Here is a 19,816-nt window from a genome sequence, read left to right on the forward strand (position 1 = left end):
GTTGCGCAACTTTTCGGGAGGCGGGGCGTCAGCCGCGCTTTTCCCAGCTGATCGCCTGTTCGCGTTGTTCGGCGAGATCCGGTGGAAGTTCGGCATAGGTGTAGTCGAACATCGCTTCGATCGGCTGCGCCCGGGTCTCAAGGTAGGCGTTGACTTCTCCGTCGACATATTTCATGCACTGTTCCTTCAATGCGACCTCTTCTTCCTCGGTCCATGCATTGAGCGACATCAGATAGGCCTTCATGCGCCGTAGCGGTTCGCGTTCCCAGGCATCCTTGACCTCCTGCTCGTCGCGGTAGCGACGCGCGTCATCAGCGGTGGTGTGATCGGACAGGCGATAGGTGACCGCCTCGATGACCATGCCGCCGTGGCCGTGGCGGGCGCGCTTGATTGCATGATCCATTGCCGTGCGTATTGCGATCAGATCATTGCCATCGACCTGAATGCATTCGAGGCCGGCGGCGATCCCTTTTTGCGCGAGTGTCCTGGCCCCGGTCTGCGCACTGCGCGGAACCGAAATCGCCCACTGGTTGTTGACGATCACGGCGACCATCGGCAGGGTCATCGCGCCAGCGACATTGATGGCGCTGTTGAAATCGGCCTTGGACGAGCCGCCATCGCCGACGGTACACACCGCCACACGGGGCTCCTTGCGTGTCTTGAATGCCAGCGCCGCACCGGCGGCGTGCAGACATTGGGTACCGATCGGCACGCACCAGGCGAAATCGTGGGCAGGTCCGGAGAAGTCGCTGCCACGTTCGTCGCCGCCCCAATACATCAGCAGCTCACGCGGTTTGACGCCGCGATGAAACTGTACGCCGTACTCGCGATAGCTCGGCGCGAAGCAATCGTCTTCCTGCATTGCGCTGCCGATGGCCAGATAGGTGGCCTCGTGGCCCAGGCAGGGGGCGTAGGTGCCGAGCTTGCCGGTACGCTGCAAGGCGATCGCCTTGGCGTCGAAGATGCGCACCATGAGCATCTCCTTGTAGAGCTTGACCAGTTGCCGGACATCCTTGGCAAACGCAGGCAAGTCATCGCGAACGAGCTTGCCTTCGGCGTTCATGTACTGCAGGTATTCGATTTCAAACGAGGCGGCTATTGGCACGGAATTCTCCACTGGACCGCGCTTCGCAACGACAGCGCGTATGGGTCTTCGCAGACCGGAGGTTTCAACGATGTCGCTGCGTTCCGGCAGGATTCCTGTCGGATCTTGGGGGCGGTGCGAACGTAACGTGCGGAATCCGGATCCAGTGCCGGATGGCTCGATACTGCGCCGTACTGTGTCCCTTGTCGCGAACAACGTTAAGGCAACGCTGATCAAGTGGCGTAATCGTCACGACACTTGTCTGCGTGCAGATCGCGGCGCGCTGACGCAGATGGACTGGCCGTCCTTCAAGGCAGCGCAACAAAGAGATGCGCGCAGACAGGTGTCGCCTAACCGATTGTATCTGATTGAAACAGGTGACTTTCAGCAGGTCCGCCAGCCGCACCGCGCGACTTGTCAAGGCAACCAGCCTTCACGTCGCCACGCAGTACGATTGGCAGACCTGCTGAACGCCATGACGATTACGCCACTTGATCAGCGTTGCCTTAATTGATAGCAAGCACCGCTTAGACAAGCAAGGATCAGTGCAGCAAAATGGGGTTCGGAGTTGGCGCTGGCGAATGTCTGAGTCGTCGGGTAGTTTGCTCCTTTGATCCTTGCGGAAACATGACTCGAAATGGAAAACCGTCGCGAACTCGAACAAGGCATCCAGGTTGATCTGCGCGATCGCCAGAATTACGGCGGTTATCTGCAACTGGATACGCTGCTGTCAGCGCAAAAGCCGATCAGTGACCCGCCGCACCACGACGAGATGCTGTTCATCGTCCAGCATCACGTCAGTGAACTGTGGATGAAGCTTGTCATTCACGAACTGCGCGCTGCGGTGGCCTTGCTATCAGTTGATCAGATTGATTCGACGCTGAAGATTCTGGCCCGGATCAAGCAAATCCAGCGCCAGTTGTTCGAACAGTGGGCCGTGCTCGAAACCTTGACACCGACCGAGTACCAGGAGTTTCGCCATGTGCTCGGCCCGGCTTCCGGATTTCAGTCACTCCAGTACCGCATGATCGAATTCCTGCTCGGCAACAAGAACGCCGACATGCTCGCCGTGTTTGATCACGATCCCGAGCGACAGGCGGAACTTCGCGCGACGCTCGAAGCGCCGAGTCTCTACGATGAGTTCCTGCGCCATCTGGCCCGCGCCGGCCATGCGATCCCCGCCGACTGTGTTGATCGCGACTGGTCGTTGCCGCATCGTCGCCGTGCCGATCTGGTGCCCGTGTTCAAACGCATCTACGAAAACGCCGAAGAGTTCTGGGTGGACTATCACTTCTGCGAGCAACTCGTAGATGTCGAAGAGTCGTTCCAGCTCTGGCGTTTCCGCCACATGAAAACCGTCGAGCGCATCATCGGCCACAAGCGTGGCACCGGTGGATCGTCCGGCGTCGGATTTCTGCAGAAGGCGCTGGAACTGACGTTTTTCCCGGAATTGCTTGAGGTACGCACGGTAATCGGGAGCTGAGCCACGGAATCATCGATGTTGCGTCGCAACATTCCAATCATCATTTGACGGCGAAGGCCGTGGTCGGTGATCCTCGCCCGGTTAACTCACTGTTCATCCACGGAGAAATGCATGACCGGCGCTACCGACGCAGCAACACCCGCACCGCCGCCCCACCAATTCAAGGACCGAATGGGCCATCCGCGACCGTTGTGGATGCTCTTCATGACCGAGTTCTGGGAGCGCTTTGCGTTCTACGGCATGCGCTGGGCGCTGACCCTGTACATCGTCGCCGAGTTCTTCGCTGGCGATGCTTCCGGCCAGGGCTATGCGAGCCGGACCTACGGCGCGTTTCTCGCTCTGGTCTACGCAACGGCCCTGTTTGGTGGCTATGTCGCCGATAGGGTCATCGGCTACCAGCGATCGATTCTGCTTGGCGCAGTGATCATGGCCGCCGGCCTGTTCACGATCATGTTGCCGAACAAGGAATTGTTTGTCCTTGGTCTGTCCCTGGTCATTGTCGGCAATGGTTTGTTCAAGCCGAATATCTCGACCATGGTCGGTCAGCTCTATGCCGTTGACGATGATCGTCGTGACCGCGGCTTCACGATCTTCTACATGGGCATCAATGCCGGTGCCCTGGTTGCTCCGCTGGTGACCGGCTGGCTGGCCAGCGTCATCACCGACACACCGATGGAACAAAACTACAAGATCGTGTTTGCCGCCACCGGAATTGGCATGGTCATCAGCTTCCTCTGGTTCTGGTTTGGTCGTCGTCAGTTGCAGGGGATCGGCGAGCCACCGGCTGGTCGCAACGGTACCAGGAGCATGCTTGGGGTGATCGTCGGCGCGGCTGTCGCGGTGCCGATCGTGTATCTGCTGATCGACAAGGTTGGTGCCGAGATCCTCGCCTGGTTGCTGGCGACGATGTTTATCGGTCTGGCGATCATGCTGCTGATCGAGGCCATCCGCGAAGGCAAGGTGCAGACTCACCGCGTCATCGCGATGCTGATCATCTTTTTGTTCAACGTATTGTTCTGGATGTTCTTCGAGCAAGCCGGCAGTTCGTTCAACTTCCTCGCCGAAGGCATTGTCGACCGACAAATGTTTGGTGGCTGGGAGTTTCCGGTTGGCTGGTTCCAGTCGGTCAACCCGCTCGCCATCGTTCTGCTCGCTCCGATCGTTGCATTGATCTGGGGTTATCTCGGCAAGAAGAAGATGGAGCCTTCGATTCCGCGCAAATTCGGCCTCGGTTTGCTCGGCAACGCAATCGCCTTCCTCGTGCTGATGTATGCGCTGAAGAACCTGGTCGGTACGGATGGCCTGATTCCGTTCTGGCCGCTGGTGCTGGTCTATGTGCTGCAAACTGCTGGCGAGTTGTGCCTGTCACCAATTGGCTTGTCGATGGTGACCAAGCTCGCGCCGATTCGTGTTGTCGGCCTGGCCATGGGCGGTTGGTTCCTGAGCACCGCGATCGGCAACAACCTGTCCGGTATCTTTGCCGGTGAGGTCAGCGGAGAAACCGGCATGACCGTCCAGTCCGCACTATCCGGATTCACCTTCAGCTTCTGGCTGCTGCTCGGTGCTGGCGTGTTGTTGTTCCTGATCGCCCCGCTGATCAACAAACTCATGCACGGCGTAAAATAGCGCTTCGTCGAGAAGCTGCAGATGACTGCAGGCGCGGGATCCGGCGACGGATCCCGCGCCTTCTTTTTTGCATCTGCTCCAGTCGCGATGCTCTTCATCACGCGCGGCAAAGGCATCGGATACAAATGCTTCTGCCGTGAAAAGCGCGGGAAAGTGGCGTCAAAAGCGCGCGCGATCGCGGGTCAGCGCATCGCCTCATCCAATTCAGCCTTCCACAAGGTATCGAGAATCCGCGCCAACCATTCGCGCTCCTCGACATCCAGATGAGAGAGCAGGCGCTTTTCATGATCGATTGCCAGCGGCACAACCTGGTCGTAGATTTTCCAGCCCTCATCGGACAAGCGCAGCATCGATTGGCGCTTGTCGTGACGTGATGTATTGCGCTCGATCAGGCCTTTCTTCATAAGCCGGGCAACGGCGCGACTGATTGCAACCTTGTCCATCGCCGTACGCTCGGCGACTTCGCGTGCAGAAATATCGGTGCGATAGCCGAGTACGGCCATGGTCCGCCATTCGGTCACCGACAGATCGAAACGCTTCTCGTAAACCCTCGCGATGGCCTGGCTCAAGGTGTTCGACAGTACCGATAGTCGGTAGGGGAGAAAGGACTCAAGTTCTAACAGGGCATGACCGGGCATGACGAGGCCTCTTGCGGGTGGTTTCAATTGTAACTAAAATGAGGGGTTCAGTGCGCAGTCCGCGCGGCAATCGAGGAAATCAACATGAGCGCCCAACTCCAATCCGCCAATACCGGCATCGAGGTTACGACGTTCGAGAACCCGATGGGAATCGATGGCTTTGAATTCGTCGAGTTCGCCTCGCCCGAGCCGCAGAAGCTGCACGCGTACCTGCGCAGCATGGGATTCAGCGCGGTTCTCAAGCACAAGAATCGGCCCATTACCGTTTATCGTCAGGGTACGGTCAACTTCCTGATCAACGAAGATCCGGATTCCTTTGCTGCCGATTTCGCCAGGGCGCATGGCCCCAGTGCCTGCGGTTTTGCAATCCGGGTCAGCCAGCCGGCCGATCAGGTTTGCGCGAAAGTCATCGCCAATGGTGGTGAGGCGATCGATCACAAGGCGGCGAGCAAGGCCGTCGACGCGCCGGTGGTCAAGGGTATCGGCGACTGCATGCTCTATCTGGTCGATCAATATGGCGACGCCGGCAATATCTACTCGGCGGATTATGAGCCGATCGCCGGAGCCGACCAGAGCCCGAAGGGATTTGGCCTGACCTTTATCGATCATCTGACCCACAATCTGTACTTCGGCAACATGCAGAAGTGGTCGGATTACTACGAACGCCTGTTCAACTTCCGCGAGATTCGCTACTTCGACATCAAGGGCGCCAAGACCGGCCTGGTCTCCAAGGCGATGACGGCACCCGACGGCATGGTGCGCATCCCGCTCAACGAATCTTCCGATGAAAAATCGCAGATCAACGAGTACCTCAATGAATACAAGGGCGAAGGCATCCAGCACATCGCCTGCTTCACGGATGACATCTATGCAACGGTTGAGGCAATGCGTGCCGAAGGTGTCCAGTTCCTCGATACGCCGGATGCCTACTACGAGGTGATTGACGAGCGCATCCCGAACCATGGCGAAGATGTGCCGCGCATGGCCAAAAACAAGATTCTCATCGATGCCGACATGGAGACAAAGAAGAAGCTGTTGCTGCAGATCTTTACCCAGAACTGCATCGGACCGATCTTCTTCGAGATCATCCAGCGCAAGGGCAATCCGGGTTTCGGCGAAGGCAATTTCCAGGCCTTGTTCGAATCCATCGAGCGCGACCAGATGCGCCGCGGCGTCCTCTAGGCCTTGGCTCCCTCTTCCCTCGGGAGAGGGCTTTTGAGCGAATACGATGACTGACAACGCCAAAATCAACTACCAGACCGGTTTCGGCAACGAATTTGCCACCGAAGCCTTGCCCGGTGCCCTGCCGGTCGGGCGCAATTCACCGCAACGGGCAGCCTATGGGCTCTACGCCGAGCAACTGACCGGCACGGCGTTCACCGCGCCGCGGTCGCAGAATCGGCGCAGCTGGCTCTATCGGATCCGCCCGGCAGCGGTCCACAAGCCGTTCGAACTTGTCGAATCCACGCGCTTTCACAATCGCTTCGATGAGGTTCCGTCGACACCCAACCCGTTGCGCTGGGATCCCTTGCCGATTCCGTCTGCACCGACCGATTTCATCGATGGGTTGCAGACCATGGCGGGCAATGGCGGAGCCGCTGCGCAAGCGGGCATCGGCATCCATCACTACACCGCCAATCGTTCAATGCAGGGCCGCTATTTCTGCAACGCCGACGGCGAGATGGTGTTTGTGCCGCAACAAGGCCGAATCATCCTCGCCACCGAACTGGGTGTAATCGAAATCGAGCCGCAGCAAATCGCGGTGATTCCGCGGGGTATCCGCTTCCGTGTCGATCTGCCAGATGGTGAGTCGCGTGGCTATGTCGCCGAGAACTTCGGCAGCGCGTTGCGCCTGCCCGATCTCGGCCCGATTGGCTCGAATGGCCTGGCCAATCCGCGTGATTTCGAGACGCCGCTTGCGCACTACGAGGATCTTGAAGGCGATTTCGAACTGCTGACCAAATACCAGGGTCGATTGTGGCGTGCCGCGATTGGCCATTCGCCACTCGATGTCGTTGCCTGGCACGGCAACAACGCGCCGTATCGGTATGACCTGCGCCGCTTCAACACCATCGGCTCGATCAGCTACGACCATCCCGATCCATCCATCTTTACCGTGCTGACCTCGGCCAGTGATACGCCGGGCACGGCCAATATCGATTTTGCGATCTTCCCGCCGCGTTGGCTGTGCGCCGAAAACACCTTCCGCCCGCCGTGGTTCCATCGCAATATCGCCAGCGAATACATGGGCCTGATCCATGGTGCCTACGATGCCAAGGCCGGTGGTTTTGTCCCTGGCGGCAGCAGCCTGCACAATTGCATGACGGGTCACGGCCCCGATGCGGCGAGCTTTGAAAAGGCCAGTCATGCCGATACCTCGCAACCGGATCACATCGTCGATACGATGGCCTTCATGTTCGAGACCCGCGCGGTGATTCATCCGACCCGCCAGGCCCTCGAATCCAGCCAGCTCCATCACAACTATTTTGAATGCTGGCAGGGTTTGCAGAAGCACTTCAATTCGCAGAAACCCTGATAACAAAAAGGACTCCGAGTCAAAATGAAACTTGCAAGCCTGAAAGAAGGCGGCCGTGATGGCACGCTGATCGTTGTCAACCGTGATCTCAGCCGTGGTGTACGCGCAAGCGCGATCGCCGCGACCCTGCAGGTTGCCCTTGAGGACTGGAGCAACACGGCCCCGCGTTTGAACGCGCTGTTTGAGGATCTGCAAGCGGGCAAGGCCGCAAATGCTTTTGATCTCGAAGTCGACAAGCTGGCCTCGCCACTGCCGCGCGCTTACGAGTTTGTCGATGGCAGTGCCTATCTGCCCCACGTCGAACGCGTGCGTCGCGCGCGTGGCGCGGAGGTGCCGGAAAGCTTTTACACCGACCCGCTGATGTATCAGGCGACCAGTGCCGGTTTCCTCGCGCCACGCGACCCGATTGTCGCGGCCAGCGAGGAGTGGGGCATTGATCTCGAAGCTGAAGTTGTTGTCGTCACTGACGATGTCGCCATGGGCGTATCGCCGGAAAAGGCCGCCGCTCACATCCAGTTGATCGGACTGGTCAACGATGTTTCCTTGCGTGGACTGATTCCTGGCGAACTGGCCAAGGGTTTTGGCTTTCTGCAATCGAAGCCGCGCTCGGCCCTGTCACCGGTATTTGTCACGCCCGACGAACTCGGCGATAGCTGGAAGGACTCCAAGCTGCACCTGCCAATGCGTACCTGGATCAACGGTAAATGGTTCGGCGAGGCCGAAGCCGGTGTCGACATGCAGTTCAATTTCGCTCAACTCGTCGCCCATGTGGCGAAATCGCGGCCATTGAGTGCCGGAACCCTGGTCGGATCAGGTACGATTGCCAACGAGGACACATCGAAAGGGGCGTCCTGTCTGGCCGAGCAGCGCACCGTGGAAACCCTGCGCGATGGCAAGCCGGAAACGCCATTCCTCAAATTCGGTGACCGCGTGAAAATCGATGTCACCGACAAGGCAGGGCATTCGATCTTCGGTTCGATCGAACAGGTCGTGGAGAAGTACTCACCGGCTTGAGCGCCCTTGCTGATTGACGCAGACGACCACAGGGGGCGTCTGTGTATCAAGGGAGAATGCGCATGTCAGATAGAATCAAGCTCTACAGCTATTGGCGATCCAGCGCCGCGTATCGCGTGCGCATCGCGCTGAACCTCAAGCAGCTCGATCATGAAATCGTGCCGGTTCACCTCGTCAACAACGGTGGCGAGCAGCATGCGGCCAGCTATATCGAACTCAATCCGCAGGCTATCGTGCCGACACTTGTCGATGGTGCGCGGGTTTATCGTCAGTCGATGGCAATCATCGAATATCTCGATGAGGCTTACTCAGAGTCGCACCCCCTGCTGCCCTCGACCGTGCGCGAACGGGCCCGCGTGCGCGCCCTGGCCCAGGTTGTTGGCTGCGATATTCATCCGCTCAACAACCTGCGCGTCATGCAGTTTCTGGAGCGCGAATTCAGCACGCCTGCGGTCGAGCGCGAGCGCTGGACCCGGCATTGGATCGTCGAAGGATTTCGCGCGCTTGAGCAGATGCTCGGAGAAAGTGCCTCGACCGGGCTCTATTGCGATGGCGATACGCCGACCCTTGCGGACCTGTGCCTGATTCCGCAGATTTACAATGCACACCGCTTCGCCGTCGACATGCAGCCGTTTCCGGTGATTTCACGAATCGAGCAACAGTGTCTGAGTCTGCCCGCATTCGATGCGGCGCGACCCGAAAATCAGGCTGATGCACCGCATCGAAAGGAATGATCAGCCGGCGATATAACGCTGCAATTGCTCGATCTGTTCGGTCTGCTGGCTGATAACGGCCTTGACCAGGTCGCCAAGCGACAGCACGCCAATGGTTTTGCCGCCATCGACCACGGGCAGATAACGCACGCGTTCATTCGTGCACAGACGCATGCAATGATCGACCGTGTCATCAGGACCCACCGTAATCATCTCGGTACCCATGATTTCGAAAACCTGGGTGGATGAAGAAGAGCGGCCCTTGAGCACGACATTGCGCGCGTAATCACGTTCACTGACGATGCCGACCAACTCGTCGCCCTTCAATACCAGCAACGCGCCGATCCTGCGTTCGGCCATGGTCTTGATCGCGTCGAGAACCGGTGCATCCGGTGTAATGGCCAGGATTTCGTGGCCCTTGTCATCGAGTAGGTGCTTGACCTGCAACATGGCGTGTCTCCGCTGGAAGTCGATGTCCGCTGAAAATTGCGGGGCTCCAGTCTAGCCCGGACTATTCATGAATTACACGCGCCCTCGTTTGTCCCTGGAGTCCTCCCGACTTTTCGCTCCCTCGGCGATAGTCTCCGCTTTGACCTCAATCACAAAAAGCGGCGCAAATTCAATCCGATGCGCGATCATCCCGCGCATTCATGAATTGATCAGCGCTGTCCACGATCGTTCACGAACGCCACACTTCGAAAAGAGCAAGAAGACGTGTGATTGAAGTGCACGCGAATGCGGCAATGGGGGTGCCAGAGCTTCAAATCGGATTGGCCGGATTCACATGCAATGCGCACGGAGCATCCAATGTGCGTTTGCACAAGCGAAAATCACGCTTTTGCGCTAGGCTCGCGACCTTTCCTGAACCCGGTAGACGCCGATCATGATTGACTCAGCCGCCAAGAATCGCCAGACCAAGTCGTTCTCCACGATCTTCCTGATCGAAATGTGGGAACGCTTCGGCTACTACGGCATGCAGGCGTTGATCGTCTATTACATGGTCCAGCGCCTCGGTTTTGCCGACGAACGCGCAACCCTGGTCTGGGGCGCGGCGGCGGCCTTGATCTACGTGGCTCCTGCCATCGGTGGCTGGATCGGCGACAAGATTCTTGGCACGCGGCGCACGATGTTGCTCGGTGCGGCAATCCTTTCGATCGGCTACGGCCTCATGGTGGTGCCGGGCGAGAGTGTCTGGTTTCTGTTCTGCGCACTCGGCGTGGTGGTGGTCGGCAATGGCCTGTTCAAGGCCAATGCCGGCAACCTCGTGCGCAAGATCTATGAAGGCGATGATTCGAAGATCGACAGCGCCTTCACCATCTACTACATGGCAGTCAATCTGGGCGCGATGATCTCGCAGTTGCTGACGCCATGGCTCAAGGACTATGTCAACGAGCACTATGGCAACGAGCTCGGCTGGCATGTCGCGTTCGCTGTCTGCGCGGTCGGCATGATCCTCGGTCTGGCCAACTATTTCCTCATGCGCAAGGCGATGTCACACATCGGCTCCGACCCCGATTCACGGCCGCTCAATTGGGGCAAGCTCGGTATCGTCCTCGCTCTTGGCGTCGTCGCGGTTTTCGCATCGGCCTATATTCTTGAGCATGAAGCCGTTGCGCGGGCTTTTGTCTATATCGCCGGTATCACGGTCGTTGGCATTTTCACCTGGTTGATCGCTACCGGACAGCGTGGCGAACGCGCGGGCCTGATTGCCGCGCTGGTGCTGGTCGTGCAGACGATGTTTTATTTCATCTTCTACCAGCAGATGTCGACTTCGCTGAATCTGTTTGCCCTGCGCAATGTCGATCCGGCCTTCAATGTGTTCGGGGCGCACTTGTGGGATTGGTCACCGGCACAGTTCCAGGCCTTCAATCCACTCTGGATTTTCATTCTCAGCCCGATTCTCGCCTGGGTCTATTCGGTGGCTGGGCGCAACAAGAAGGATTTGTCGATCGCCGGCAAGTTCGCTCTGGGTTTTGTCATCGTCGCCGCCGGTTTCTTCATCTATGGGGCGGCCGGTCATTTCGCTGACAGTTCCGGCAAGGTGTCATCGTGGCTGATGGTCTGGGGCTATGGTGCAATCTCGCTCGGCGAGTTGCTGGTCAGCGCGCTCGGACTGGCCATGATCGCGCGCTATGTGCCGGCGCGCATGGGCGGCTTCATGATGGGTGCCTACTATGTCGCCTCGGGCGTTTCACAGTATCTCGGTGGCGTCGTCGCCACCTATGCCAGCGTGCCGCAGGACATCACCGAACCGCTGCAGACCCTGCCGATCTATACCGCGCTGTTCAACCGGCTCGGCATTGCCGCGCTGGTCTGCGCGGTCATTGCGATTGCCGTGCTGCCATTGATGAAACGCCTCTCGGCCACGCATAGCGCAGAAGCCGTGATTGAAGATTCCGGCGCAGGCGGCGGCATTCCGACGGTTGCTTCGGAAGAGTAGGGCAGCTTCAAGCTTGTCCGGATCACCCCAGTCGATCCGGACAAAGCCGTATTCACTCCATCGCCCTTCATTCGCGCTCGCGAAACCAGCAGTTGAATGCCACCGTGATGCGCTCACCTTCGCCGTGGAACGGGAATACCTCATGGAACAGCCATGAGGGGAACATCACCAGCTCGCCGGCCTTGAGCGCGAAATTGCGGCCTTGCAGCGAGTAGTCTTCGATCAGGTTCGAATTGGCCGGGTCTTGAAACATGCCCGCCTGCTGATGCGGATTCTGGAAATGCAACACACCGGATTTTGGCTGGTCGACATCGTTCTGGCCCGGACTGACGCAATAGACACCGGACCAGGATGCCATCGGGTGACTATGCGCATTGAAACGCCCACCACGGCGCGTGATGTGAAACCAGGCATGCGTCTGGGATTCGAGCGAGAGCAGTCTCTCTCTCGAATAGCGATTCATTTCGCCGACCAGATCAAACAGCTTGACCATGCAGAATTCGTGCAATTGTTGAACGCAGGGCTCGGGCCAGGTGAACAGCGAAAAGTGACTTTCGAATAGTCCTTTCTGGATGCTCATCGACGGGGCCGGATTGCGCCAGCGCGTGCCTTCGGCTTCGCGCTGAAGGAACAATTCACGCAATTCGCTATTGAGCTTGTCTGGGTTGGGAAAACCGGTACGAACGACCGGAACGGAAAACAGCGACAACTTCTCCATGGCAATCTGGATATCCGGAATAGGTGAGCCCCGATCGACACAGCCTGCCTGAAAGCAGACGACGTGTCGCCCGCAAAAGCCTGCTGGGAACCTTTCAGCACATATACCCTGTTGGCCACGCAATTTCACCGGACCGCGACAAAACACCATCGGATGAAATTCTTGCCCTGGCGAAATTGACTGCGTGCAATCAATTGTCCAGGTAAGCAGGCCCGCCCAATTGGCGCACCTGGCGCTCAATCCAGCTGGCGCGCTGCAGAATGTAGGCAGACGGGCGATTCGCGTGGAATTTTCTCGGGTTCGGCAAGACCGCCGCAAGTAGTGCGCTCTGACGCGGGCTCAATTGCTGTGCTGATGTCTGGAAGAATCGCTCACTGGCGGCGCCGACACCATAGATGCCATCGCCGAATTCGGCGATATTCAGATAGACCTCGATGATGCGCTGCTTCGGCCACAGCGCCTCGATCAGGACGGTGAAATACGCCTCGAAACCCTTGCGCACGAAGCTTCGCCCATTCCACAGAAACAGGTTTTTCGCGACTTGCTGACTGATCGTGCTGGCACCACGCAGACGTGCGCCATCCTCGGCATCGGCAAGAGCGGTCTGGATCGCCTCGACATCGAAGCCGTGGTGCTCGGGAAATTTCTGGTCTTCGGAAGCAACCAGGGCGATCGGCAGATTCGATGACACCTTGTTCAGCGGAACCCAGCGGTAGTGCAGGGTGAAGTCATGCTGCTGGTCGAGCAGAGCATCCATTCGTCGTTCAAGCATGAATGCCGATGTCGGTGGCGAAACAAATCGAAACAGGATCACCAGCAGGATGCTGGCAACAATCCAGATCAGTGCAGCCAGGACAAGCCAGCGAAACACTCGGCGGAGCAGGGATCTTCGTTGCGCTTTCTGTTTTCGGGGCATGCCCTGATTGTGCCATTGAAAAGAAAACGGGCGCGATCAACTGCGCCCGCTGGATTCAACGATGGAACGGTTTGGCTACTGACACATGTAGTTCGAAAAATCGAACGAGTTCTCGAAGATCGAATCCGCGTTGCCGATCCGCACCTGGTCGAGGAACATGCCCGAGTAGTTCAAGCCCGGATCAGACGACATGCGCCAGCGAATCTTGACCGTCTGGCCTGAGTAGCTGGACAGGTCGGCGCTGAATGGCTTGAACACCGCTGTGGCGTTGTCGTTGTCCGGATCGGCGTTCGAAGCGGCCGTGCTGACACCGCTGTAGATGCCCTTGCCTTCGGCGAAGCCACAGGCATTGATCGGACTCGGCTGCCCGGTGTTGAACACGGTCGGATAGCCACCGGCAGGCGGCAGGTCGGTCCAGGATGCACCCCCATTGGTCGAGATTTCGGTGACCACGCCATCCCAGCCAAACTCGAAGTTGTACCTGGCTGCGAAGGTCAGTTGAGCGTTGCTGCCGAGGGTCAAAGACGGCGTTTCAATGCTTGCACAGGTCAGGTCAGGGTAGTTCGACCCTTGTCCACCGGTGTGGTAGCTCAAGTTGCCATTGGCGGCCGTGATGCTGCTGATTGCCCACGGTGATTCGGCGACGAGATAGGTGGCATTGTCAACATTGTCAACAAACGGATCCGGATCGGGGCCGAGCGCGCTGGTCGGCGTTGCACCGACCACTGCGGACAATGGTGATGCGTTGCCGAAGCTGTCCTCGGCGTCGAAGCGGTAATAGTAGGCATGGCCGTTTTGCACGGCGGTATCACTGTAGTTCGTGGTCGGGATACCGGAAGCAATGGCCGTGGCACCCGCCATGAACGGATCGGATGAGCGATACACGGTGTAGCTCATGCCACTCGATGCCGGACATGTTGCCGTACCGGCCTGCCAGCTCAGTTCATTGCTGCAGGTATTGTTCGCTCCATCGACATTCAGCGACGCGCTCTGGATTACCGGCTGCAAGGTGCAGTCGTCAGCCGAAACGACGTCGACACAGGTGGAGACGTTGCCTTCCACGTCACCCGCGACGCCACGGACCTTGTAGGCATAGGATTTGCCGCCCTGGGACTTGTCGTCGATGACCGGCGAGGAGCCCGAATCGGAAACCAGCCTGAAATCACCGGCGGCTGCTGTGGCACAGGTCCCATCGGCCCGATAGAGCTGAAAACGCTGCGCAGCAGCGGCGCTGAAACTGACTGCAATGCCGCTGGCATCATTGCTTGAAACGCTGATCGCAGTCGGCGCGGCAAGCGGAGCCGGATCCGGCATCGCGAAAGCACCCGATGCGACAACCGCATAGCCCTGGGTGTCGGACTGCGGTCGGCCATTGCCGGGTACCGACGTTGCCTTGACCCGAATCGTGTAGGCGCCGGGTTGCGGGTTGGTCAGGCGCACTTGCTCAACGGAGTCACGAGCGTCGGCCGCTCCGCCGGTAATCGATACGCCGGATGCAAACACGTTGCCTTTGTAGACCGAGGCATTCGGCGCAACCACCTCCAGATCGAGATTGTTGATCAGGGCCATACCTGCGCCACCGGCGGCCTCGGGATCGAACCAGGTCAGGGTCACGCGCAACTCGGCGTTGCCGGCAACGTTGTTGATCGTGTATTCCTTGACCTCGCCGGTTTTCATGCCAGCCGCCTGGGTGCGCTCGAACATGCGCAGGCGGCGGCTGTCATCGCCTCCGGCCAGGGTTGATTTGAACCAGAGATTGCCGTCCAGCCAGGCACGGCCCCAGCCGGAAGCCGAGTTCGGCCAATTCGGTGCGCCAAGCGGATTGGTGCCATTCAACAACACCGCCTTGAGCATCATGCCGCTCGGGTTGTAGGCGTCGGCCGCTGTCTTGATGCCGCGCGGATAGAAACCATCGGCAAAGTACTGACGAACCAGCGCGGCATTGCCGCTGATCGTCGGTGCTGCCATCGACGTGCCGCTGAACGCAACCGGATTGGTGAAGACCGGAACCGAGCTGAAGCTGGAAGTATTCCTGGCCGACTGCACCGCTGAGCCTGGAGCCGCGATATCCGGCTTCTGCCGCCCGTCGGCCGCCGGGCCACGATTGGAATAACCGGCGACAACGGTGCTGCCGGCATGGCCGAGTGCGGCGACTGACAAGACATTTTTGGCATTGCTTGGAGAGCCCGTTTGCACCGGACCAGGATCATCATTGCCGGCGGAAACAACGATCAGCATGTCTTCATTGAGCCAGCTTGTGGCGTCAGCTTCGGAATCGTTGCTTGAGTAGATGCCTGCCGTCGAAGAACCCCAGCTATTGCTGTGAATGCGTGCGCCGCCGGCATAGGCCTGGTCAAGGGTGCCGGCGAAATCGCTGACGTAGACCGACGTTGATGATGTGCCGCCGATATCTTGCATCAGGAGCTGTGCGTTCGGCGCCATGCCGTCGGCAAGCTCATGATTGGCGGCACTCGGCGTCGAGGCGAGATAGGTGCCGCTGGTGAACGTTCCAGCAACGTCGCCAAGCACGGTTCCGGACGTGTGCGTTCCATGCCCGGAGGTGTAGTCATAGTCCACAGGACCAACCCCGCCCAGGCTTGGCTGCAGCCAGTAGGCGAAGATCTTGCGATCCGGATAGGTGTTGCCGATCGCCGGAAGTACTGGCGGCGGATTGTCCGACAAGGTGATCTGGGTCAGCGGGCCACTGCCCTTGTTGAGCGTCGTGAAGTTGGCCACCCATGGTGATGTGCCAGAGTCGGCGACGGCGACGATCTGCCCACTGCCGATAATGCCGTGATCCCAGATCGGCGTCGGTCCGCAGGCGGCGCCATTGCCGCTGCAATTACCAAGCAAATTGCCCTGGATTGCACCGACCGATGCCGCGTTGTTCACCGTTGTCGGCAACCACGGCTCGATGTAGGCGACGCTGTCGAGCAGACTGGCGGCATGCAGGAGCTGGTCAAGTTGTTCACGTGGCACACCGGCGTGAACGTAGGGTGTTGCGTCGACACGTCGGCTGCGGCTGGTGATGCGAACGCCAGGCACGAGTTTGCGCAAACCCGCTTCGATCTGAGCCGATGATTCACCCTTGAAGCCGCGGACATCAACAATATCCATGACCTCCTGTGAATCGGAAACATCCTCAGGCGACTGCTGCAGAAGCAAATGACGAGCATCCTGCCAGAGTCGTGGATCGACCTTGTAACTGGCCGCATAGAGCTCGGCACTGCGCACACCAGCGCTATGCTTGATTGCGTCCAGACTGACGTTGTTTAGCTTTACAAAATATGCATTATTCGGAATGTAGCCGAGAATTGTCGCGCCTTTCGTCTCCAGTGCCGTTCTGCCGCTGGCAAGGTCGGGGCCGTGAAACTGGACGATGGCGTAACTCGAACTCAGCGTGTCGGCGGCACCACTCAGCCGCGCGTTCAAGCGTTGGCTGGCGGGGTCGAAGATTCCGGCGCGCAGGATGATAAGGTCGGGATTGGTGGCTGCTGCCGCAATTGTGGCGGCGTCGACGCGCTGTGCGGGCACGGCGGTTCGCTGATCAATCGTGGCAGCCGAGGCTTGGGTCAATGCAAGTGCCAGAGCGCTTGCCAGCGCACGACGGCGGAAAGTAGGGGTCATAAAATCGTTCTCCTGTGGGGTCCAGTGAGTAGGTCAACGCAATCCCTGTCATTGGCTTCCCCCCTCCCGGAGAAAGCATCGGTCCGCAATACTGCATGATGGAAAGTGGTGTGGCTACCGCCTTCAGATGGAGCTGGTTTCTGATTGCCTTGTCCTTGCAAGGTGGCGATCCGGCCGCATCTGCTTGCCTCTCGGATGCGGGCCTTTTCCGTCCTCGGGGCGGGAAGGTGACGCGAAGCGTCGATCGAGGGACCGCTGCGCGCTATCAGCCAATTCTACGCTCGTAGCCTCATCCGCCTTCGGCACCTTCTGCCGAGGGGAGAAGGGAAAATCCCGGTTGGATGCACGTTTTACAGTCTGTCAAACCGACAAGGTCCGACAGGCTGCAAGATCAAACCACATACAAGAGTGAAACCCATGAAAGCCTCCAGTGACATGTTGCATACATTCCAGTTGGCTCAGGGCGGTGTTCGCGGCAGCCTGGTCCGGCTCGAAGCGAGTTGGGAAGCCATCCTGGCTCACGCCGACTACGCCGCCGGAATCAAAGCCATGCTCGGCGAATCACTCGTCGCCAGCGCCCTGTTTGCAAGCGCGCTGAAATTCGAAGGTCGTCTCTCGATCCAGTTGCGCAATGCCGGTGCACTGAACCTGCTGTTCGCCGAATGTACGCATGATGGTGGATTGCGCGGGATCGCCCGATCCGATGGAGAGACAAGTGATTGTGCCGTCAACTTGTCTGCAGACGATGCCAGGCTCGCAATCACCATCGAAAACCAGCAAACCGACAGTCGCTATCAGGGCCTGGTGGCGGTTGCGTCGGAGAACCTGGCCACGGCCTTCGAAGGCTACTTCGAGCGATCGGAACAGTTGCCGACCCGACTCATGCTGGTTCAGCGCGAAGGCCGCTGTGCCGGCATCATGCTGCAGAAAATTGCCGATGTCGGTGGCAGCGAGCAGGTTGCCGACGATGATGCCTGGGGCCGGGTCGGCCATCTGCTGGCGACACTAAGTGAAGCAGAGTTGCTGGATCTTCCGGTCGAGACCTTGCTGTTCAGGCTGTTCCATGAAGAAGGAGTCATTCTGCAGCCGGGACGGGCCTTGCGCTTTGAGTGCAGTTGCTCGCCCGAGCGTGTGCTCGGCATGTTGCGCTCACTCGGTCGCGAAGAAGCCATGGGCGCATTGGGAGAGGAGAATCAGCTGGAAATCACCTGCGAATTCTGCAATCGCCGCTACCGCTTCGATTCGGTGGATATAACCGGTCTGTTTGCCGATCTCCCGCAAGCCCCGGGCAGTCCGCGCAGTCAATAGGCAACAAGCTGGGTGCGGTGCCCGAAAGTTCTGAAATTCAACCGCTTGGCGGTAAAAGTTGAGACGCTGTGGACTGTTTGTTTTTCGTGAAATGGCGTACACTCACTCCCGCTGCCGACAAATTGGCTGAGCAGGCTTCGAGTGGAACTCGGAGCGCTCGCATGAGGTCAGCAGATACTTACCTAATGGAATGACCTGATGTTGTTGCGTCTTGCCATCGTCGTGCTTTCTCTGATGCTGTCGGTCGATGCCGCAGCGCAGCGAGCTGTTCCTGCACCTTTGGTTGATGCGCAGCGGCCGATGTTTGATCGCCTGCTTTCGGTCGAGGTCAATTCGCCACTGAGTGGCACCAGCAGCCAGGTAGTTCCGTTGTGGGCGAGTCCGGATGGCCGCTTGCTGGCGATTGTTGCGCTGTCGAAAGGCTCCGGCGCCCCCGTCTTGCCGCCATCTCCCGCATTTGGCGGAGTTTCGGATTTGCGCGTCGTTGATGCCACGGATCTTTTCTCGGCAGGCTTGCGTTTGCGCATTGGCCAGGAAATGCGCGCTGATTTGACCCTTGGTCAGGTCGTCTCCCCGATCTCCTACGGTGTTTCCAGCCAGGCCAACTGCGCGTTCGAGGTCTGTCTTGGCGATCAGCCGGTTATTGCTGGCAACTCGGCGCTCTCTGCGCGAGCCGGATTCGGCTGGACTCCGGCGATCAGTGGAAATGTAGATTTCTCGTTCGGCCTGTCCTGGCTGGATGGGGGCGACAGCCAATTGCCGATTCTGGCCCACTCCGTGTCCGTTTCCTCGCCGATAGATCTGGGGCTGCTTGAATTTCCCGATATGGCCAACTACCGGCTTGATTCAGCACACAGCCTCAGTGCGCGTGGCTCCTGGCAATCGGCCCAGGGCACCGTAGTTGATCTGACCGCCGCGCTTGGGCAAGCCGAGTTGTCGCCAATCTGGTACGGACTATCCGGATCGAACCTCGATCTGAATCAGGCTTCGCTGGGGCTCGGACTTGCCAGCGGCTCGCTGCGTGGAAGTATCGTGGGTCGTATCAGCAGCCTTGATGAACCCGGCGTCATCGGCAGCCGTCGCTGGGGCGGACTGGATCTCGGCGTGTCCTGGCGTACGCCTTGGCGCGGTGAGGTCACGGTTGGCGCACAAAACCTCTGGTCCGCACCGCTCGATCCCGCATCCGCTCACGATGCCAATGCGAGCAAGGCACGTATGCCCTACGTGCAATATCGTCAGGATCTCTGAGTAGAAGCCAGTCGCTGCGAGCTCGCACAGATTGCGACCCCCGCTACTAGCCCGGACTATTCATGAAGGACCCACGCCCTCGCTTGTCCATTGAATCCACACGACTTTTCGCTCACTCGGCGATAGTCCCTGCTACGGCCTCAATCGCAACAAGCCGCGTGAATCCAATGTCCTGCGCGATCATCGCGCGTACTCACGACTAGCACCATTAGTCCTCGCACACCAATCTACCGTCGCTCCAGCGCAGGCAGTGGCCCAGCGCCCCATCGCTTTTGCACTTTCTTCAGCAGCTAGGCAAAAGCGCATCAAAAACCAAAGCAAAGGCACTGGGCCCCTGCCTGCGCAGGGGCGAGTGCGCCCGTGAGGGCGTCGTATCAGCGCGGTGTAAATCCGCGTCGGGGCAAGCCACAGGCCTCGTAGTTGAAGGTAACTGCGTCGCTGAGAGGCGGGGTGGAGAGCAACCGG

General features: G+C 58.9%; 16 protein-coding genes. 10 read left to right on the forward strand and 6 right to left on the reverse strand.

All coding sequences use genetic code 11. The features are described from left to right. Positions 1-28: 28 nt before the first annotated feature. Positions 29-1,105 carry a pyruvate dehydrogenase (acetyl-transferring) E1 component subunit alpha gene (gene pdhA / locus VFN25_RS01355; protein WP_325138015.1) on the reverse strand — a complete coding sequence of 359 codons (1,077 nt, stop codon included), beginning with the start codon at positions 1,103-1,105 and terminating at the stop codon, positions 29-31. 70 nt (positions 1,106-1,175) lie between these two features. Here pdhA and VFN25_RS01360 point away from each other — a divergent pair, with 70 nt between their 5' ends. The 3 genes from VFN25_RS01360 to VFN25_RS01370 all read left to right on the forward strand — a co-directional run bounded on the left by VFN25_RS01360 (position 1,176) and on the right by VFN25_RS01370 (position 4,193). Further along, positions 1,176-1,598: a hypothetical protein gene (locus VFN25_RS01360; RefSeq protein ID WP_325138017.1), complete on the forward strand. Its 423-nt coding sequence runs from the start codon at positions 1,176-1,178 to the stop codon at positions 1,596-1,598. A gap of 123 nt (positions 1,599-1,721) precedes the next feature. Beyond that, positions 1,722-2,567 (forward strand): tryptophan 2,3-dioxygenase, encoded by an 846-nt coding sequence (locus VFN25_RS01365; protein ID WP_325138019.1) that lies wholly within the window; start codon positions 1,722-1,724, stop codon positions 2,565-2,567. A gap of 111 nt (positions 2,568-2,678) precedes the next feature. Continuing rightward, positions 2,679-4,193, forward strand: coding sequence for a peptide MFS transporter (locus VFN25_RS01370; protein ID WP_325138022.1), 1,515 nt, complete (start codon positions 2,679-2,681; stop codon positions 4,191-4,193). A gap of 182 nt (positions 4,194-4,375) precedes the next feature. Here the strand turns inward: VFN25_RS01370 and VFN25_RS01375 are convergent, their stop codons facing one another. After that, positions 4,376-4,831 (reverse strand): MarR family winged helix-turn-helix transcriptional regulator, encoded by a 456-nt coding sequence (locus VFN25_RS01375; protein ID WP_325138024.1) that lies wholly within the window; start codon positions 4,829-4,831, stop codon positions 4,376-4,378. Between the two features lie 84 nt (positions 4,832-4,915). Between VFN25_RS01375 and hppD the strand changes: the two genes are divergently transcribed. From hppD to maiA, 4 genes are all read left to right on the forward strand, one after another. After that, a complete protein-coding gene (gene hppD, locus VFN25_RS01380) occupies positions 4,916-6,013 on the forward strand; it encodes a 4-hydroxyphenylpyruvate dioxygenase (RefSeq protein ID WP_325138026.1) in 1,098 nt (365 codons plus the stop codon). Between the two features lie 46 nt (positions 6,014-6,059). Beyond that, positions 6,060-7,367: a homogentisate 1,2-dioxygenase gene (hmgA, locus tag VFN25_RS01385; RefSeq protein WP_325138028.1), complete on the forward strand. Its 1,308-nt coding sequence runs from the start codon at positions 6,060-6,062 to the stop codon at positions 7,365-7,367. 24 nt (positions 7,368-7,391) lie between these two features. Next, on the forward strand, positions 7,392-8,381 hold the full coding sequence (locus VFN25_RS01390; RefSeq protein ID WP_325138030.1) for a fumarylacetoacetate hydrolase family protein: 990 nt from the start codon (positions 7,392-7,394) through the stop codon (positions 8,379-8,381). 62 nt (positions 8,382-8,443) lie between these two features. Beyond that, complete coding sequence (maiA, locus tag VFN25_RS01395) at positions 8,444-9,115, forward strand: maleylacetoacetate isomerase (RefSeq protein ID WP_325138032.1); 672 nt, start codon at positions 8,444-8,446, stop codon at positions 9,113-9,115. On the opposite strand, the gene VFN25_RS01400 is transcribed toward maiA, so the two are convergent. Next, positions 9,116-9,544, reverse strand: coding sequence for a CBS domain-containing protein (locus VFN25_RS01400; RefSeq protein ID WP_325138034.1), 429 nt, complete (start codon positions 9,542-9,544; stop codon positions 9,116-9,118). A 433-nt stretch (positions 9,545-9,977) separates the two neighbouring features. On the opposite strand from VFN25_RS01400, the gene VFN25_RS01405 reads away from it, so the two are divergent. Beyond that, a complete protein-coding gene (locus tag VFN25_RS01405) occupies positions 9,978-11,534 on the forward strand; it encodes an oligopeptide:H+ symporter (RefSeq protein WP_325138035.1) in 1,557 nt (518 codons plus the stop codon). Between the two features lie 67 nt (positions 11,535-11,601). On the opposite strand, the gene VFN25_RS01410 is transcribed toward VFN25_RS01405, so the two are convergent. The 3 genes from VFN25_RS01410 to VFN25_RS01420 all read right to left on the reverse strand — a co-directional run bounded on the left by VFN25_RS01410 (position 11,602) and on the right by VFN25_RS01420 (position 16,795). Then, positions 11,602-12,252 (reverse strand): putative 2OG-Fe(II) oxygenase, encoded by a 651-nt coding sequence (locus VFN25_RS01410; protein WP_325138038.1) that lies wholly within the window; start codon positions 12,250-12,252, stop codon positions 11,602-11,604. A gap of 190 nt (positions 12,253-12,442) precedes the next feature. Beyond that, entirely contained in the window at positions 12,443-13,168 is a 726-nt protein-coding gene (mtgA, locus tag VFN25_RS01415) for a monofunctional biosynthetic peptidoglycan transglycosylase (protein ID WP_325138040.1), read from the reverse strand. 75 nt (positions 13,169-13,243) lie between these two features. Continuing rightward, on the reverse strand, positions 13,244-16,795 hold the full coding sequence (locus tag VFN25_RS01420; protein WP_325138042.1) for a S8 family serine peptidase: 3,552 nt from the start codon (positions 16,793-16,795) through the stop codon (positions 13,244-13,246). A gap of 417 nt (positions 16,796-17,212) precedes the next feature. Between VFN25_RS01420 and VFN25_RS01425 the strand changes: the two genes are divergently transcribed. Together VFN25_RS01425 and VFN25_RS01430 are read left to right on the forward strand one after the other, a co-directional pair. Beyond that, positions 17,213-18,103 (forward strand): Hsp33 family molecular chaperone HslO, encoded by an 891-nt coding sequence (locus tag VFN25_RS01425; RefSeq protein ID WP_325138044.1) that lies wholly within the window; start codon positions 17,213-17,215, stop codon positions 18,101-18,103. Between the two features lie 198 nt (positions 18,104-18,301). Further along, entirely contained in the window at positions 18,302-19,351 is a 1,050-nt protein-coding gene (locus tag VFN25_RS01430) for a hypothetical protein (protein WP_325138045.1), read from the forward strand. The last annotated feature ends 465 nt before the right edge of the window (positions 19,352-19,816 follow it).

Source organism: Dokdonella sp. (assembly GCF_035703485.1).
In the GTDB taxonomy this organism is placed as follows: domain Bacteria; phylum Pseudomonadota; class Gammaproteobacteria; order Xanthomonadales; family Rhodanobacteraceae; genus Dokdonella.

Coding starts and splice junctions, on each gene's coding strand:
- VFN25_RS01360 (WP_325138017.1), top strand. CDS start 1,176: ATGTCGCTGCGTTCCGGCAGGATTCCTGTCGGATCTTGGGGGCGGTGC.
- VFN25_RS01365 (WP_325138019.1), top strand. CDS start 1,722: ATGGAAAACCGTCGCGAACTCGAACAAGGCATCCAGGTTGATCTGCGC.
- VFN25_RS01370 (WP_325138022.1), top strand. CDS start 2,679: ATGACCGGCGCTACCGACGCAGCAACACCCGCACCGCCGCCCCACCAA.
- VFN25_RS01375 (WP_325138024.1), bottom strand. CDS start 4,831: ATGCCCGGTCATGCCCTGTTAGAACTTGAGTCCTTTCTCCCCTACCGA.
- hppD (WP_325138026.1), top strand. CDS start 4,916: ATGAGCGCCCAACTCCAATCCGCCAATACCGGCATCGAGGTTACGACG.
- hmgA (WP_325138028.1), top strand. CDS start 6,060: ATGACTGACAACGCCAAAATCAACTACCAGACCGGTTTCGGCAACGAA.
- VFN25_RS01390 (WP_325138030.1), top strand. CDS start 7,392: ATGAAACTTGCAAGCCTGAAAGAAGGCGGCCGTGATGGCACGCTGATC.
- maiA (WP_325138032.1), top strand. CDS start 8,444: ATGTCAGATAGAATCAAGCTCTACAGCTATTGGCGATCCAGCGCCGCG.
- VFN25_RS01400 (WP_325138034.1), bottom strand. CDS start 9,544: ATGTTGCAGGTCAAGCACCTACTCGATGACAAGGGCCACGAAATCCTG.
- VFN25_RS01405 (WP_325138035.1), top strand. CDS start 9,978: ATGATTGACTCAGCCGCCAAGAATCGCCAGACCAAGTCGTTCTCCACG.
- VFN25_RS01410 (WP_325138038.1), bottom strand. CDS start 12,252: ATGGAGAAGTTGTCGCTGTTTTCCGTTCCGGTCGTTCGTACCGGTTTT.
- mtgA (WP_325138040.1), bottom strand. CDS start 13,168: ATGCCCCGAAAACAGAAAGCGCAACGAAGATCCCTGCTCCGCCGAGTG.
- VFN25_RS01420 (WP_325138042.1), bottom strand. CDS start 16,795: ATGACCCCTACTTTCCGCCGTCGTGCGCTGGCAAGCGCTCTGGCACTT.
- VFN25_RS01425 (WP_325138044.1), top strand. CDS start 17,213: ATGAAAGCCTCCAGTGACATGTTGCATACATTCCAGTTGGCTCAGGGC.
- VFN25_RS01430 (WP_325138045.1), top strand. CDS start 18,302: ATGTTGTTGCGTCTTGCCATCGTCGTGCTTTCTCTGATGCTGTCGGTC.